Genomic DNA, 16,495 nt, shown 5'->3' with positions numbered 1-16,495 from the left:
GTTCGGAAATTCCTAAAGGGTCTGGAGCAACAATTGTGTGCTCTCATGCTGCGGGTTATCAAAAATCGCCCGAGCCGGCCCGGATTCAACAATTTTGCCCTCGGCCATGACCACTAAGGTATCGGCGACTTCTCGGGCAAAAGACATTTCATGAGTGACCACCATCATGGTCATGCCTTCTTGTGCTAAATTTTTCATGACGCGTAGCACCTCGCCCACCAGCTGTGGATCGAGTGCTGAAGTCGGTTCATCAAATAGCATGACTTCCGGTTGCATCGACAGTGCTCGCGCAATGGCAACCCGCTGTTTTTGGCCGCCGGATAAGCTCCCCGGATAGTTGTGGGCTTTATCGACCAGACCGACTTTTTCTAGTAACTGCATGGCCATGGCCTCGGATTCACTCTTGGAATACCTTAAAATTTTACGCGGGCCTACAGCGACGTTACTGAGAATCGACATATGCGGAAACAGGTTAAATGACTGGAAAACCATGCCAACCTGACGGCGTAATTCATTGAGTGCTTTATCACAGAGATCTTGCCCGTCTTTTAACAGCCATTGACCGCAGATCCGAATACTGCCGTGTTGGGCTGCTTCTAAACCGTTGCAGCAGCGTAAAAATGTGCTTTTCCCCGAGCCACTGGCCCCGATGACAACGACGACTTCTCCGCGAGCGACGTTAAGGCTAATGCCTTTAAGTACATCTAAATCGCCATATGATTTATGGAGATCCTGAATGGAGATTAAGGGTGGATTCATTGCACCATCCCCCCAGCTCGTAAGCGGTTTTCTAATTTGCGCAGGGCAAACATGATGGTGGTGGTTAACACCAGATAGATGCCGGCAATCGCAATATAAACTTCCAGTGAACGATAGGAGACACTGATAATTTTTTGCCCTTCATGCATTACATCGTTGATCGTCACTAGTGAAATCAGGGCGGAATTTTTAGTGAGCGCGATAAACTCATTGGCCAGTGGTGGCACCATCCGTACCAGTGCCTGGGGCAGGATCACGATCCGCATCGCCTGCGAGTGCGGCATGCCCATTGAGCGAGCCGCTTCCATCTGACCGTTATCGACGGACAAAATAGCGCCGCGGACAATTTCTGAAACATAGGACGCGGAATAACACCCCATCCCGATGACTCCACAGAAAAAGGCCGGGAGCATAATATTGAAATAGGGGAGGCCGAAAAACAAAATGAAGAGCTGAACCAGCAGCGGGGTGCCGCGGATGATAATCACGTAAGTATTCGCGAGGGTATAGCGAATCCGTTTTTTCGGATCAAGTCGGCCTAAGCCTAAGATAATCCCGAAAATGCAACTGAGGATCAGGGAACAGAGAGTGACTTCAATCGTCACTCCTGTGCCATGTAGCAAGTCTTCCCATCCGGCAAATACGGGTGAAAAATCAAATTCCGGCATATCAAGAACCTATTTATCGCTACCGAACCATTTAGCAACTATTTTGCTGTAGGTTCCGTCTGCTTTGAGTTCATCCAGTGCTTTGTTTAGAGCGGCTGTGAGCTCCGGTTCTTTTTTGCTAACCACAATTCCATATTCTTCATGCGAGACCATTTCATCCAGTACGCGACTGTGACCCGTTTTTTTCGCATAGAGTAAGGCGGCGGGACGACCGGTGATCACTGCTGCAGCACGTTTGCTGGCAAGTGCATTAAACATACTTTCGTTGGTTTCGACTTCCATCCGTTTGATTTTTGGAAAGTGTTCGCGTAGATAGGCGACGGATTTCGTGCCGACTTGTACCGCGACAGTTTTATCGTTTAAATCGCTTAATTTATGGATGTCGCTGTCTTTTCGGACCAATGCCACCAGCCCGGCTGAAAAATAGGAGTTGGTAAAGTCGACCACTTTTTTACGGGCTGGCGTGATATAGATGGCGGATAACACGATATCCTGACGACCTGCGATAATCGATGGGATCATCGCTTTAAAGTCCATATCGGTATAGACAATTTCGCGTCCCATTTTTTGCTGCAAGGCTTTGGCCAGATCAATATCAAAACCGGTGCGTTGCCCATCCTGCATATATTCCATCGGCGGATAAGTCGGGTCGAGGGCCGCCCGGATTGGCTCAGCGGCTAACGCGTGCAGTGACAACAGTGCGGCGGCACCTGAAAGTATAATTTTATGATATAAGTTCATATATAGACCTCTTGTCTGATAATTCCCTATGGGTTATTTCTCATCGTAATAACCGGCTTTAATGGTTGCTCCAATGACATTCAGGATCAGTCGTCCTGCTACTAAGCAAGACATTTGATTGATATCTTTGGCTGGAGTGATCTCCACAATATCCATCCCAATCAAGCGACCTTTATGGATCAGTCCGTGGATTAACTCCCGGATCTGTATGTAGTCCACACCGCCCGGTGCAGGCCCTAAAACGGCAGGCATGATGGTTGGGTCAAGTCCATCAGCATCGATCGTCAAATAGTAGCGGGCACCATCCGGGATCTGAGCTAAAAAGCTTTCCATGCCGACTTTATGCAATTCATAGGAGGTCATGACATGCGATCCATAAGCGGCTGCATCGTCGACTTCTTGTTGACGAGCACTCCCCGATGAACGCATACCAACCTGATAAATGCCTTTAATATAAGGCTTTTCTGAAGCACGTCGAATTGGACTCGACAGGCCAGTTTTAACACCGTTGACTTCATCACGCCAGTCCAGATGGGCATCAACATGTACTAGATAAAAAGGTTCTTCATCTGCATAAGCCTCAATCACTGGATTCGTGATCCCATGGTCGCCTCCTAAAATCAAAGGCAGCGCCCCGGCTTTGAGAATTTTTTTGACGGCACTGACGGTGCGTTGATAGTGAATCTCCGGATTGTAAAGATCGGAGGGAACATCGCCGCAGTCGACAAAACGAATATCGTCACGGTGTTGTAGCAACGGTCCTTCGATATCATAGTCATAGCGTTCAGGAGAACGGATCACTCGATCAGAAGCCTGCCGGATAGCTGTGGGCGCGTTGCTTTGATCGTTATTGTAATCTTTAGGAGTATAAGGGCTGCCGAAGGGCACTCCCAAGATGGCAATATCTGCAACCAGATTATCCAGATCCAAGGCTAATTCCGAAAATAGCATCGACTTATGATTGGTTTGTGGCGGCACTGTGAGTGGTTTTGACATAGATTTCTTTCACAAAAATAATTGATAAATTTGATTGTATTGAGCTATAAGGTATTAAACAATCATGTTTATTTGCAACTAAGGTTACGGAAACTGCAACTATGCCTCTTCATACACTGACTGAGAAAGATCTTCGTAGCCTGCGGATCCTTATGGAAGTCGCTCATGCAGAAGGAATTTCGGCGGCGGAATCGACTTTGAATATGACCAAAGCGACGATAAGTCGTCATATCAAAGAGGTTGAAGAAAATTTAGGCACCCGGCTCTGTTTTCGAGGGCCACAAGGTTTTTCGTTGACGGCGGCCGGTGAAAAAGCCATTGAATTTACCCGGCCAGTCTTATTGGCACTGGAGCGTATTCACGCTGAAGTGGATGCGCTCAGTGGTGTGATTAGTGGCAAAGTGCAGCTAGGTATTACGGATAATCTGCTAAGCAACCGGCATTCACGAATATCTCAGGCTCTTTCTGAATTTTTACGATTGGCACCCGATGCTGATTTGTCGGTCGCGACAATGACTTCCAATGAGCTGATGCAGAATCTACATAGCCATCAATTGGATATTGTGATTCGGGGGGTACTGGATGATGATCTTGTCGAGAGTTTGAACTATTTACCGTTGTTTCAGGAAGAATGTGGTTTTTGTTATTGTGACTTGCATCATGATTTAAAACCATTGCAGCGCCCCTTGGTTTATCGAAATCAGGCTTTTGTGCATCGAGCATTGGCTGATTTTGGATTTCAGCGCGGACCTGAAGCCAGTGGAATTGAGGCGGTGGCAACACTGGTTTCGACGGGATTATATATTGGAATTTTACCGATTGCGTATATGCGAGAGTTGCAACAGGTGATCCCATTTAAACAGTGTCAAGAGTTGCCTATCTACCATATTAAGCACTATGCCATTACTCATCCGAAACGCAATATATCACCGGCAGCCAGCGCCTTGTTAGAGTTGTTAGATCAGTACCATGCAGAGTAGGTGCGATTTTAGAATTAACGATTTATAGGGTGATAATATCCGGCGTTTGGGTAGCCCGGCAGCAGCGCAGCGAATGCCGGGGCAACAGAGCTAAAGATGGTCACGGTGCCCGAATAGCCCCGGATTCCATGGTATTCCATCCGGGCTACGATTCACGGTGTATAGGGCGATAATATGCGGCATTTGGGTAGCCCGGCTGTAGCGCAGCGGATGCCGGGGCCACAGGTTAAAAGTGGCCATGGTGCCCGAATAGCCCCGGATTGCATGGTATTCCATCCGGGCTACGATTTGCGGGATACACGGGATATACACGGGTAGCCCGGCTGTAGCGCAGCGAATGCCGGGGTCACAGAGCTAAAGATGGTCACGGTGCCCGAATAGCCCCGGATTGCATGGTATTGCATCCGGGCTACGATTTGCGGTGTATAAGGCGATAATATGCGGCGTTTGGGTAGCCCGGCTGTAGCGCAGCGGATGCCGGGGCAACAGAGCTAAAGATGGTCATGGTGCCCGAATAGCCCCGGATTCCATGGTATTGCATCCGGGCTACGATTCACGGTGCATAAGGCGATAATATCCGGCGTTTGGGTAGCCGGAGCCACAGGGTTAAAAAATGGTCACGGTGCCCGAATAGCCCCGGATTCCATGCTATTCCATCCGGGCTACGTTTGCGGGATACACGGGATATTCGGGATATACATGGGTAGCCCGGCTGTAGCGCAGCGGATGCCGGGGCCACAGAGCTAAAGATGGTCATGGTGCCGAACAGTCCCGGATTCCATGATATTGCATCCGGGCTACGATTTGCGGGATACACGGGATATACACGGGTAGCCCGGCTGTAGCGCAGCGGATGCCGGGGTAACAGGATTAAAATGGTCACGGTGCTCGAATAGCCCCGGATTCCATGCTATTCCATCCGGGCTACGATTTGCGGGATATATGGGATATACACGGGTAGCCCGGTAGTAGCGCAGCGGATGCCGGGACCACAGGGTTAAAAGTGGTCACGGTGCCTGAATAGCCCCGGATTCCATGTCATTTCATCCGGGCGACAATTCACGGTTTATAGGGCGATAATATCCGGCATTTGGGTAGCCCGGCAGCAGCGCAGCGAATGCCGGGGTAACAGGGTTAAAGATGGTCACGGTGCCCGAATAGCCCCGGATTCCATGATATTGCATCCGGGCTACGATTTGCGGGATACACGGGATATACACGGGTAGCCCGGCTGTAGCGCAGCGGATGCCGGGGCCACAGGGCCGCGAAACTCGAGCGTCCGCGTTGTATCCGGAAGGTTGCTATCATCTCGCCGTGATCAGCCATAATAGAGACTGATATGGCGGATAAAACCTGTTAGAATCGCCGATTCGAAAAGTTGGCTGATGGCTGGCTTTATTTATGTTCACCATCCAATCTGGAAGTCTCTTGTGCTAACAACTGCAAATATCACCATGCAATTTGGCGCTAAGCCATTGTTTGAAAACATCTCGATTAAATTCGGTAATGGGAATCGCTATGGTTTAATCGGCGCCAATGGCTGCGGTAAATCCACTTTTATGAAAATTTTAAGTGGTGAGCTGGAACCGTCTGCAGGCAGCGTGGCCACCGATCCGAATGAGCGAATGGCTAAATTAGGTCAGGATCAGTTTGCATTTGAGCAATTCACCGTGATCGATACGGTGATCATGGGCCACAAAGAACTGTGGCAGGTAAAAGAGGAACGCGATCGGATCTATTCGCTGCCTGAAATGTCCGATGAAGATGGGATGCGCGTTGGCGATTTGGAAGTACAATTCGCCGAAATGGATGGTTATTCGGCCGAAGCGCGTGCCGGTGAACTGTTGCTGGGGTTAGGGATCCCTGAAGTGCAGCATTTTGGCCTGATGAGTGAGATTGCACCGGGGCTAAAACTGCGAGTTTTGCTGGCGCAGGTGCTGTTTGCAGAACCTGATTTTATGCTGCTCGACGAACCGACCAACAACTTGGATATGCACACCATCGCCTGGCTTGAGCAAATTTTGCAGGCACGTAACTGTACGATGATTATCATTTCCCATGACCGTCATTTTTTAAATACTGTTTGCACCCACATGGCCGATTTAGACTATGGTGAGCTGCGGTTGTTCCACGGTAACTACGATGAGTACATGATTGCCGCCGAGCAAGCACGTGACCGTTTGCAGGCGGATAATGCCAAGAAAAAAGCCCAGATTGCGGAGCTTAGAACCTTCGTGAGCCGTTTCTCGGCAAACGCATCCAAAGCCAAACAGGCGACATCACGCCAGAAATTGCTGGATAAAATTCAGCTTGAAGAGGTTAAGCCTTCCAGCCGGCAGTCGCCCTTTATTCGCTTTGATCAAGAAAAAGAACTGTTCCGTAATGCATTGGAAGTCACCGGTTTAAAACAAGGCTATGGCGACAATATCCTATTTGATGATGTGAATTTAATGGTTGAAGTTGGTGAGCGCATTGCGATTATCGGTGAAAACGGCATTGGTAAATCGACCATGTTGAACACCTTAGCGGGTGTGATGACGCCGATGGTGGGTGAGATCAAATGGTCGGAAAATAACAATATCGGTTTTTATGCACAGGATCATGCGCATGAATTCAGTGAAGATATGAATCTTCTGGACTGGATGGCGCAGTGGAAAAAAGAAGGCGATGACGAGCAAACGGTGCGCAGTATTTTAGGGCGGATGCTGTTTTCACAAAATGAGATTAAAAAATCGGTGAAAGTGATCTCCGGGGGCGAACAAGGCCGAATGTTATTCGGTAAGCTGATTATGCAACAGCCTAACATTCTGCTGATGGATGAGCCAACCAACCACATGGATATGGAATCGATTGAAGCATTGAACCTGGCACTGGAAAACTACAAAGGGACCTTGATGTTTGTTTCCCATGATCGTCAGTTTGTTTCCTCGATTGCCACTCGCATCATTGAGATCACTAAAGATGGTGTCAACGATTTCCACGGCAGCTATGATGAATATCTAGCTAAACAGGGACTGATCGGCTAACGGTTCTGTTTGTTTCGCCAAGCTAAACCCGGCTACATCGCCGGGTTTTTTATTTCCACAGATTCGGTTGCGGGCCTGTGATTGGAAGCTGTGTTTTTATCAGTGTTAATTGACCATCGACTGTATGACGGGTGGCAAGCTTGTTGCGGATGTTTTCTGCGAATTTTATGATGTTGGTAGTGTTATCAATAATGGAAGTAACCTGCCTTCTCGGGGTGGGCCCCAATCAGTTGTTTCCAATATGGAGTGTATTGGTATGATGAATACACGCACGAAGTGGGGGGACAAATTGTTTTAGATCAATTTCCATTAGTTTGGTTGTGCCATATTCAAAGAGCAGCTTTGGATCTTTTTAATCTTTTGTTTGAGCCGATGCTGTTAATCATTATTTAGTGTTTGATATGTATATCCTTAAGAATAATTGCGTGTATCATCATTTTATTTAACTTAAAAATATTTACTATATAAATAATAACTCGTATTTACGGGGTATCTAGTGTCACGTTATACCCGCACTAAAATTATTGATAAAGATATTTAGGCATGGATTGATTGAACAATATCGTAGTGAATATTAATTATAAAGAATGAATTATAGGCTCAAATGGGATTCGGCATGATAGCTGATTAATAAAAGTAATGATTCAAAAGGACGAGTTGAATGCAATTAGATATTTACCAGATTGATGCTTTTACTTCGTTACCCTTTAAAGGGAATCCAGCGGGTGTTTGTATTACCCAAGAACCGCTAGAAAGTAGCTTGATGTTATCCATTGCTAAAGAACTTGCTATTTCTGAAACTGCCTTTTTAACACTCGATAATATGTATTTACGCTGGTTTACACCCTTGGTTGAGGTGGAACTGTGTGGCCATGCAACCTTGGCAACTGCGCACGTATTAAGAGAATTAGCATTTATTCATGATGAGCAGCAGGTTAAATTTAACACCTTATCGGGAATGCTTTCAGTACATGTACAAGGCCAGATGCTGAATATGAATTTTCCTGAACCTAAATTAAAACGGATCCATCAATACAATCAGTTGTTGTTAAATGCACTGGGACTCCAACCATCTCAGATATTGGTATGGCTACAGTTTGATGGCAATAAGGACTTGATTGTCATTGATAATATGGAAACGATTATTGAAATGACGCCTAATTTTGATTTGCTCAAACAAGGGCCGGGGCGAGGCGTCATTGTGACGGCTAATTCAAATTACTTGTCCGCTGATTTTGTTTCTCGTTATTTTGCCCCTTGGGTTGGTGTGAATGAAGATCCCGTAACGGGATCGGCTCATTGCGCATTAGCCAGCTACTGGTGCCAAAAATTAGCTAGAACTCGTTTGCGAGGATATCAGGCTTCTAGCCGAGGCGGTTTTGTGGATGTCGAGCGTTTGGCCCGGGGACGCATTCGCATCAGTGGTACCGCCGTAACCATGTTTAAAGGCACGCTTTCTTTTTAGTGCCGTTGTTTTCTATTGTTTTCGCTGAAACCACATGCCTTTTACATAAGAACGATGGGTGAGTCGGGTCATGACCACAATTGCCGAAATATGTACGGCGACAGCCAGCATGGTGATATTGGCAAATATTTCATGCGTTTCTCGTAGCCATTTAGCATGTATAAACGCATCAAGTTGGGTTCCCCAACCGGTAAAAGCTGTGATCAGAATTAATGCCCACATGGCCCAGATCATGATAGCACCTGCGGGATTATGTCCGACATGATCGTCCTCTCCGGTAGCAATAACTGAACGGATATGATCCAATGCTTTGGGAATGGAGGGTTTAAATTCGGATAATCGGGCCGGGGAGTGAGTCACTAATCCCCAGAGTAATCGTAGAACTACCGCTCCAATCACGATGTAGCCTGCAATTTGATGAGGTTCGCTTCCTTTGGGTAATACAAAGTAGTTTGCCAGAAACAGGATAGCGACTATCCAGTGCGTCAGACGTACAAACCAGTCCCATACATAAATTTTATTCATAGTTTTTTAGCCTCTGATAATATCGGTCAGCTCGTATGTATCCTGCCGGGCCAATTAAATACGAAAGCTCATGCAAGGATTATTGTAGTGACATCATTAGATTAGCGAATAGAACTTAAGGAATGCTTAAGTCATCGAATAATTTATTCGCTTTTGTGATCATGGCGTAAGAGTCGTCAAGATTGATCGGCGGATTGCCGATTCTCCGCTAACCAGAGTGAGATAGATTTTTTGGGATTTTGGCGAGTTTTTTTCGATCAATGCCACTAATTTCGGTAAAATTGGAACGTTAATGAATAGGCCGTTATCTTGTCTGGCCTTTTTATGTCCCAAGGAATAAAAAATGGATATAACGGTAGTATTGGTCCCCGGATTTGGTGATTCTTCCAGCCTACACTGGCAGTCTTTTTTAGAACGTAAATATGTCAATGTTGTTCGTGTGCAGCAACGGGATTGGTTTTCTCCGGTTCGGGAAGAGTGGATTGAAAGTATTGATAACACGTTAAAACAAATTTCCGGAAAAATTATTTTAGTCGGGCATAGCTGTGGTGCCATAGCGATTGCTCAGTGGGCGGAATTGCATCCGGTAAGCCGGCGTATTGAAGGCTCTTTACTGGTCGCCCCTGCTGATGTGGATTCTCCTTATGCAATGGATGAAATCAAAGTTCAGCGGCCACTTCCTGTGTCGATGTTACCGTTTAAAGCCGTTATGGTTTGCAGTGATGATGATCCGCATATGAGTCTGGACAAAAGCCATGCGATTGCTGAGGTCTGGGGATGTCCGCTGGTGGTGTTGGAAAAAGCCGGACATGTGAATGCCGACAGTGGGTACGGGGATTGGCTCCAATGCGAGACATTAATTGAGAGTTTTAGCGAAATGAGTGTCCTTAAAAGCCGCTAGCTGGGTAGCTGTAACTGAGTGAGTGATTCACAGGCCCGAATAAATTGATCTTGTAACTGTGGATCAGATAAACGAGGGTCTGCTCGTTCTTCTTGCATATGAAAGAAAAATTTACCACTAACGTGAGCGGCTGGTTCATCAGATACGGCGAGCCAGCTTTGAGTAAAAGCCCCATCTTCTAAGTCATCTGGAGCACCAGCTCCTCCCATATGAGTTGGAACCCAACCGGGACGAATAGTGTTAATGAAACGCTCGGGCCAGTAACGGGCCAGAGTATTGGCTAATAAGGCATCATAGAACTTTGAACAGCCATAAGCCTGATAACCGCTCCAGGGCCGCCGGTTCCAGGTGATGTCGGTGATATCAATGTTAGCGCCGCGATGATAACTGGAACTGACAAAAATAATGCGTTCGGGACGCTCCATTAAAGCAGTCAACATATAGGGAGCGAGGGTATTCACCATGAAAATATAGGGGATGTTACCCGCAACCGCTTCACGAGAACCACTCGCATAAGTCCCAGCATTTTGAATGACAGCATCAAAGTGACCTAGTTGGTTTAATTCTTTAGCCATCTCTTTTATCTGCTGCATATTTGAAAGATCGCCAATAACGATATGTTCAGCACCGGCTAAGGCTGTTTTTAGTTCGCGGGCTCGTTGGGGGTTGCGGGCATGGGCCACCACGCGATGCCCTTGCTGAATGAGTTGCTCCGCAGCGACTAAACCGATGCCCGAGGTTGAGCCAGTAATAAAAACACGCTTGCCGGTTCCTGAGGCCCGCAATCGATCCCAGCTGGCTGCTCGTGCAGAGCGGAATGGAATAACTGCCGACATGGCGGTGGTTGCCATAAATGCTGAGCTGTACTTTAAAAAACGGCGTCTTGAAAATTCAGTCATCAAAAACATCCTCTTAAGATCATCAGCAGGTGATTAATTTTTATCCTATTGGTAGCAAAAAACAACACAGGCGACAATGGCCGAATTTTGATTCCAATGATTTTTAGCGTCAATCATTATGACAAAACCATTGTTTGGATGGCCGTTTGTGAGGATAAATGAGCCAGAAGCGGTTACGATAATAGCCATAAACTGTTTTTTAATCAGCGGCCTGAACGGGAGTCTATCTATTCGTTCGGTCGACATGAATGATATAGAAGTGAATTCTGATGCAAAAATTAGTAGAACGTTTTTTAAGTTATGTGGCGATCAATACACAGTCGGATAGTGAAAGTGGATATAGCCCTAGTACTCCGGGCCAATTGCAGTTGGCTCGGCAATTATACTCGGAACTCACGGCACTGGGTTTAAGTGATGTAACGCTCGATGAGCGAGGTTATCTGATGGCAAAACTCATCGGTAATGTGAGCCATGCCGTGCCTGCTATCGGTTTTATTGCGCATATGGATACGGCTCCGGATGAATCTGGCCAAAATGTGAGAGCTCAGATCGTTCATGATTATCAGGGTGGAATGATCACTCTGGGAACTTGCGGGGAGCAGCTGGATCCGGCTCAGTATCCATTTTTAAACCAGTTGATTGGTGATGATGTCATTACCACCGATGGCACGACATTATTAGGCGCTGATAATAAAGCCGGAGTGGCTGAGATTATCACCGCGATAGAGTATTTGATCCAACATCCCGAAATCGGGCATGGCGATATATGTATTGGTTTCACGCCCGATGAAGAGATTGGTCGCGGTGCGGATCATTTTGATGTCGAAAAATTTGGGGCGCAGTGGGCGTATACCGTAGATGGTGGGCCTGTGGGGGAACTGGAGTGGGAAAACTTTAATGCCAGTAGCGCAAAAGTTATTTGTCATGGGGTGAGTGTTCACCCCGGAACCGCAAAGAATACACTGGTCAATGCGATGAATATTGCAGCTAAATTTCAGGTGACAATGCCTGAAGATGAAACGCCGGAAGCCACTGAAGGTCGTGAAGGTTTTTATCATTTAGTATCGATAAAATCGGGGATTGCTCGCTGTGAACTGCACTATATTTTGCGTGATTTTGATTTAGAGGCGATGGCGCGTCGTAAAACGTTTATGCATCAGCAGGCTGAAAAGCTGAATTCACAACTGCGTAAAGGTTCGGTAGCGGTTGAAATCAGTGATAGCTATTTCAATATGCGTGAACAAATTGCGCCCCATCCTGAAATTATTACCTTGGTGAAGCAGGCTATGCAGGCGTTGGATATTGAGCCGATTGAACAGCCCATTCGAGGGGGAACCGATGGGGCTCGGTTATCTTATATGGGGTTGCCTTGTCCGAATCTGTTTACCGGAGGGTACAATTTTCATGGTATTCATGAATGTATTACGGTACAAGGGATGCAACAAGCCGTACAACTGATTGTTAAAATTGCTGAAAAAACGGCCGAAAAGATCTGATGGTGGTTAAGTTCACCTTGCTGATTGGCTGATTTTGAAACTCCGGGCAACTTTTGGCCCGCTGGGCAACTTTTTGCTCGATCTGGGCAAGAAGTTGCTCAGACGTAATACTTCTCTTAACAGTCTTTAAAAAAATACTTATTAATTATTAAGTTATAAACACCCTCATTCTGGCATAAAGATTGATTATCCCTTTGTTTATGAATTTATCAGCACCTTAACGGATGCGAGTCCAGCACAGAAGGATGCAGCTAGGCATGAGTAAGCAGGCTAAAGTCGATTTAATGTCCAGTGCCGAAGCGGCCAAACAAAACTTCACTACGGATAATGTCAAACATGGTGGCTGCAAAGCATGTAACTGCCAGCTTTTTATTCGCTATCACTACGATGACGGTCAGCCGATTGCCGATGCCAACTTAGAACTGATTGATAGTACCGATACCAAGGTTGAAGCTAAAACCGATAAAAACGGGTTATGTAAAGTCGACCAGATGGGCTGCGGTAGCTATAAGTTGATGCTGGGTGAGGGCAGTGATGAATTTTCCCCACAGCTAACGTTGGTGAATAACCCGTCGTTACAAGTTGACCCCAAATACGCCGCTGTCGCTGGGGAATATTTCTCCCTATACACGATCTTAAATCGTCAGGAGCTTTTAACTTACGACGCGGATGACAGTTCAGATAGCCATATTGATGTCGATAGTGCTTGGTTTAAATCAATTCCCGACCAGTATCAACCTGCTTATCAGCGTTTTTGGCAGTTGTATCGGCAGATCAATTCGGGGCCTCTTGAGCAGCGTAAGGCGGTTCATAAAATTCATTCATCGCTCGCGGCCGAGGTGGCCGGACATACCAAAAGTAATGAAGCCGTATTACTGATGTGTCAGGTTATTTTGGGTTGTGTTCCTGTGGTCGGTCAGGCGATGGATCTTTATTTCCTTGGAGATTGGTGCTGGGAAACCTACGAGGGCAAAGATGATGCTTGGCATTGGGCCAATGGAGCACTGATCCTCGTTGGGTTTATTCCGGGACTGGGGGATGCGTTAAAAACGACCGGTCAATCCGTACTTAAGGCGTTAAAAGCATCGGATAAAGCGGCAGTTCAACTTGGAATTAAAATGATCCGAAGCCTTTCGAACGGGAATGTGGTGAAATTCTTGTCCTCGTTTGCTGGGCATCTGTCGAGTTATATTCAAAAAGCTTCCGAGTTATTGGAATCAATTATTCATGGACTCTCACAGACGCTGAAAAATTCGGATAGTTGGTTGTTGCGCTTAGTGCATGGGGTTTTTGAATCACTGATTAAAGTGATCCAAAAACTTAATGAAAAGCTGACGCAACTTGAAACTTGGATTAATTCGAAAATTGAAGAATTTATTCCCAAAGTTCTGACTGTGAAAACTGGTAAGCCTAAACGGGAAAGCGCAAAACGACCGGAAGATGTGGATGCCGGGAAAGTTGATCCGCATCAAACTGAAAAAGAGATAGGGGGCCAAGCCAGCGAAGCCGAAAACGCAACGGCCAATACCCAGAAAGTTTGTAAAAATGGCGAACCGGTTGATATGAATACCGGGAAGGTATTTGAATCCCGTCAGGACTTCATCTTGCCGGGTTACCTGTCACTAAATCACGAGCGTTATTTTCACTCTTGTGGACGGCGTGATATCGGATTAATGGGGCGGGCTTGGCGCAGTAGCTGGGACGTTTGTTTAGAGATGACGGATGATACCGTCACCTTTGTCGATAAAGACTATACCACTGCTATTTTCCCCATCCCGATGGCCGAAGGGGAAGCGACCCGCTCCGCATTGCAGCCGCAATGGCGACTGTTTCGTAATAACCAAGATTTTGTGCTCTACCACAAAAGTGGGGTGCGTTATCACTTTGGCTATGCATTAGGCTCAACGGTTCGATTAACAGCCATCACCGATAGCTATGGCCATCAAGTGACCTTCCTCTACGAGTTGGGAACCCTGAAATGGGTGGTTTTAGCCGACAATAACTTGATCCAAGTGAGCACCGATCACAACCGGATCACCGCGCTTGCGTTGCTGACTCCCGAACGGCAGTTGATCAAACCGCTGGCTTCCTATCACTACGATAAACAGGGGCGCTTGATTAAAGTCCGAGCGGGTGAAGGCTGTAATTTTGATTATCAATATACCCCGCAAGGTTACCTGAAACGTTGGCAAGATCTGGCCTACACTTGGGTAGAACACGACTACGATGAACAGGGGCGCGCCATTGCCACTCGCTGTAGTGGTCACTTCTGGAACGATAAAATCAGCTATGATAACGATGCCAATATTACTTATTACACCAGTGCCTTTGGTGGTGTGAGTGAATATCATCGCGACGAACAAAATCACCTCATCGCCATCGTTGACCCAGATGGTCACCGCACCGAGCAGCAATGGGAACTGGATAACCTCATTGCAGTAACTGATCCCACCGGCGCCACCACTGAATACATCTATGACGACTGGGGCAATATGACGGAGGCTAAACTTCCGGACGGCAGTGTTCATCACTATGAGTATGATGACTGGGGACGGCCCATCCTCTATACCGATCCCCTCGGTAGCCAGTGGCACTATGATTACAACGTCCAAGGTGAACTCACTCAGGTCACCGATCCGTTAGGGCGACAGTGGCACTATGACTATGATGATCAGGGGCAGCGGACGCAATCTACCGCACCCGATGGTGTCACCACCGCCTATCAATACAACCCATATGGCTTATTAGCGGCAGTTAAACCGCAGGTGGGGCTGAGCTATGAATTTATCTACGATCAACAATATCGATTGATCGAGCGCCGAGCCAGCAACCAGACCCAGCGCCGTTGGTTTTACGACCAGCATCAGAGCCAGCCGGAGCGGGTGGTTTATGAAGATGGCAGTAGCACCCAGTTTGAATATGATGTCGAAGGCAACCTGACCACCATTATTGATGCCGCGGGCAATCGCCACCAGTATCAATATGGCCCATTTGATCGACTGCTCCGTAGCGTTGATCCGATGGGGGCCAGCACCCGTTACCACTACAACCCCGAAGCCGAATTTGCCGGTGTCACCAACAGCCAGAAAAACAGCTGGCAGTTTGACTTTAACCCCTCTGGGCAGCTCGTGAGTGAGCAACATTACGATGGTCGCAAAGAACTCTATCATTACGATGAAGCGGGGCGAGTGCGCGAACATATCAAACCGGATGGTATTCGCCGACTATTCCAATATGATGCACTGGGCCAAGTGATTGGTATTGAACACCGTAACGCAGAGGATGAACTCCTTTCCGCCAGTGATTACCGCTACGATGCCGCCGGGCGACTCATCAGCGCTGAGAACGACGACGCCAAAGTTGAGTTTGTATATAACGCTGCTGGGCAAGTGGTGCAGGAAATAGTTAACGGCGAAGCGCTCACCTCGGATTACGATGAAAGCGGGATCCGCAGCCAACTCAGCGGCGCTATTACCGCTCGCCAGCTCAGTTACCAGCAAGGCCAACTGAGCCAGCTCAAACTGGGTGAGCATGATCCACTGAACTTCGCGTATACCCCAGAGGGCTTTGAACAGTATCGAGATAACGGCCAAGGCTTTGCTTTGCATCAGCAATGGAGCCCGACAGGATTGCTGCAAAGCCAGAAGCTCGGATTTCAGCATGATCATCCAGAGCGCGTCGACGATAAGCTGACCTTGCGCAATTATCACTATGATAATCTCGATCAACTGATTGGGATTGATGACCCGTACTGGGGGAACCAGCAATTTACACTGACCCCAAATGGCCAAATTAGTGAAGTTCGCCGCCAAGATCGCAACGATAACCAGCAGTTGCAACGCACCCTGTTTGGTTACGATAGCGAACTGAACCTGAATGCTAAAGCGCATACCACCGACAACATTATCAGCCTTACTGACGAACGATTGAAGGTCCATAAAACCGAATATGACCGAGCCGGTCGGGTTCTAAAACTTCGGAATAATCAATACCAGTACGATGAGTGCGGCCGACTGGTTGAAAAAATAGAGGCCAAAAA

At 47.1% G+C, this 16,495-nt stretch carries 14 protein-coding genes; 7 read left to right on the top strand and 7 right to left on the bottom strand.

Annotated elements, in window-relative coordinates:
- Positions 1–12: 12 nt before the first annotated feature.
- Genes ABUE20_RS11870 through ABUE20_RS11855 form a run of 4 tightly spaced genes read right to left on the bottom strand, consistent with a single transcriptional unit; the run spans position 13 to position 3,164 of the window.
- Entirely contained in the window at positions 13–759 is a 747-nt protein-coding gene (locus ABUE20_RS11870; protein ID WP_408620148.1) for an amino acid ABC transporter ATP-binding protein, read from the bottom strand.
- Complete coding sequence (locus ABUE20_RS11865; protein ID WP_408620147.1) at positions 756–1,427, bottom strand: amino acid ABC transporter permease; 672 nt, start codon at positions 1,425–1,427, stop codon at positions 756–758. Before ABUE20_RS11865 ends, ABUE20_RS11870 begins: the two co-directional genes overlap by 4 nt.
- A 9-nt stretch (positions 1,428–1,436) precedes the next feature.
- Positions 1,437–2,168, bottom strand: a complete 732-nt coding sequence (locus tag ABUE20_RS11860; RefSeq protein ID WP_408620146.1) for a transporter substrate-binding domain-containing protein — start codon at positions 2,166–2,168, stop codon at positions 1,437–1,439.
- Between the two features lie 33 nt (positions 2,169–2,201).
- On the bottom strand, positions 2,202–3,164 hold the full coding sequence (locus tag ABUE20_RS11855) for an agmatinase (RefSeq protein ID WP_408620145.1): 963 nt from the start codon (positions 3,162–3,164) through the stop codon (positions 2,202–2,204).
- Positions 3,165–3,265: 101 nt separating this feature from the next.
- Between ABUE20_RS11855 and ABUE20_RS11850 the strand changes: the two genes are divergently transcribed.
- The gene (locus ABUE20_RS11850) at positions 3,266–4,144 is read left to right on the top strand and encodes a LysR family transcriptional regulator (protein ID WP_408620144.1); all 879 of its coding nucleotides are present in this window, start codon (positions 3,266–3,268) and stop codon (positions 4,142–4,144) included.
- A gap of 174 nt (positions 4,145–4,318) precedes the next feature.
- Positions 4,319–4,462 (top strand): hypothetical protein, encoded by a 144-nt coding sequence (locus tag ABUE20_RS11845; protein ID WP_408620143.1) that lies wholly within the window; start codon positions 4,319–4,321, stop codon positions 4,460–4,462.
- A gap of 235 nt (positions 4,463–4,697) precedes the next feature.
- Here the strand turns inward: ABUE20_RS11845 and ABUE20_RS11840 are convergent, their stop codons facing one another.
- On the bottom strand, positions 4,698–5,027 hold the full coding sequence (locus ABUE20_RS11840; RefSeq protein WP_408620142.1) for a hypothetical protein: 330 nt from the start codon (positions 5,025–5,027) through the stop codon (positions 4,698–4,700).
- Between the two features lie 547 nt (positions 5,028–5,574).
- Between ABUE20_RS11840 and ABUE20_RS11835 the strand changes: the two genes are divergently transcribed.
- Both ABUE20_RS11835 and ABUE20_RS11830 read left to right on the top strand, forming a co-directional pair.
- Positions 5,575–7,170 carry an ABC-F family ATPase gene (locus ABUE20_RS11835; protein WP_408620141.1) on the top strand — a complete coding sequence of 532 codons (1,596 nt, stop codon included), beginning with the start codon at positions 5,575–5,577 and terminating at the stop codon, positions 7,168–7,170.
- Positions 7,171–7,831: 661 nt separating this feature from the next.
- Positions 7,832–8,635 (top strand): PhzF family phenazine biosynthesis protein, encoded by an 804-nt coding sequence (locus tag ABUE20_RS11830; RefSeq protein ID WP_408620140.1) that lies wholly within the window; start codon positions 7,832–7,834, stop codon positions 8,633–8,635.
- A gap of 12 nt (positions 8,636–8,647) precedes the next feature.
- On the opposite strand, the gene ABUE20_RS11825 is transcribed toward ABUE20_RS11830, so the two are convergent.
- Positions 8,648–9,160, bottom strand: a complete 513-nt coding sequence (locus ABUE20_RS11825; protein WP_408620139.1) for a cytochrome b/b6 domain-containing protein — start codon at positions 9,158–9,160, stop codon at positions 8,648–8,650.
- 343 nt (positions 9,161–9,503) lie between these two features.
- Here ABUE20_RS11825 and ABUE20_RS11820 point away from each other — a divergent pair, with 343 nt between their 5' ends.
- On the top strand, positions 9,504–10,061 hold the full coding sequence (locus ABUE20_RS11820) for an RBBP9/YdeN family alpha/beta hydrolase (RefSeq protein WP_408620138.1): 558 nt from the start codon (positions 9,504–9,506) through the stop codon (positions 10,059–10,061).
- Here ABUE20_RS11820 and ABUE20_RS11815 read toward each other — a convergent pair.
- Positions 10,058–10,960, bottom strand: a complete 903-nt coding sequence (locus tag ABUE20_RS11815; RefSeq protein WP_408620137.1) for an SDR family NAD(P)-dependent oxidoreductase — start codon at positions 10,958–10,960, stop codon at positions 10,058–10,060. The two genes, ABUE20_RS11820 and ABUE20_RS11815, sit on opposite strands and share 4 nt — an antisense overlap.
- Before the next feature lie 269 nt (positions 10,961–11,229).
- On the opposite strand from ABUE20_RS11815, the gene pepT reads away from it, so the two are divergent.
- Both pepT and ABUE20_RS11805 read left to right on the top strand, forming a co-directional pair.
- Complete coding sequence (gene pepT / locus ABUE20_RS11810) at positions 11,230–12,456, top strand: peptidase T (RefSeq protein ID WP_408620136.1); 1,227 nt, start codon at positions 11,230–11,232, stop codon at positions 12,454–12,456.
- Positions 12,457–12,713: 257 nt separating this feature from the next.
- Positions 12,714–16,495 (top strand): DUF6531 domain-containing protein (locus ABUE20_RS11805; RefSeq protein WP_408620135.1); only part of this gene is annotated, 3,782 nt, incomplete at its 3' end.

The organism is Celerinatantimonas marina (genome assembly GCF_046054165.1).
In the GTDB taxonomy this organism is placed as follows: domain Bacteria; phylum Pseudomonadota; class Gammaproteobacteria; order Enterobacterales; family Celerinatantimonadaceae; genus Celerinatantimonas.
The sequence above is the reverse complement of the archived record's forward strand: the minus strand, read 5'-3'. Positions and strand labels throughout refer to the sequence as shown.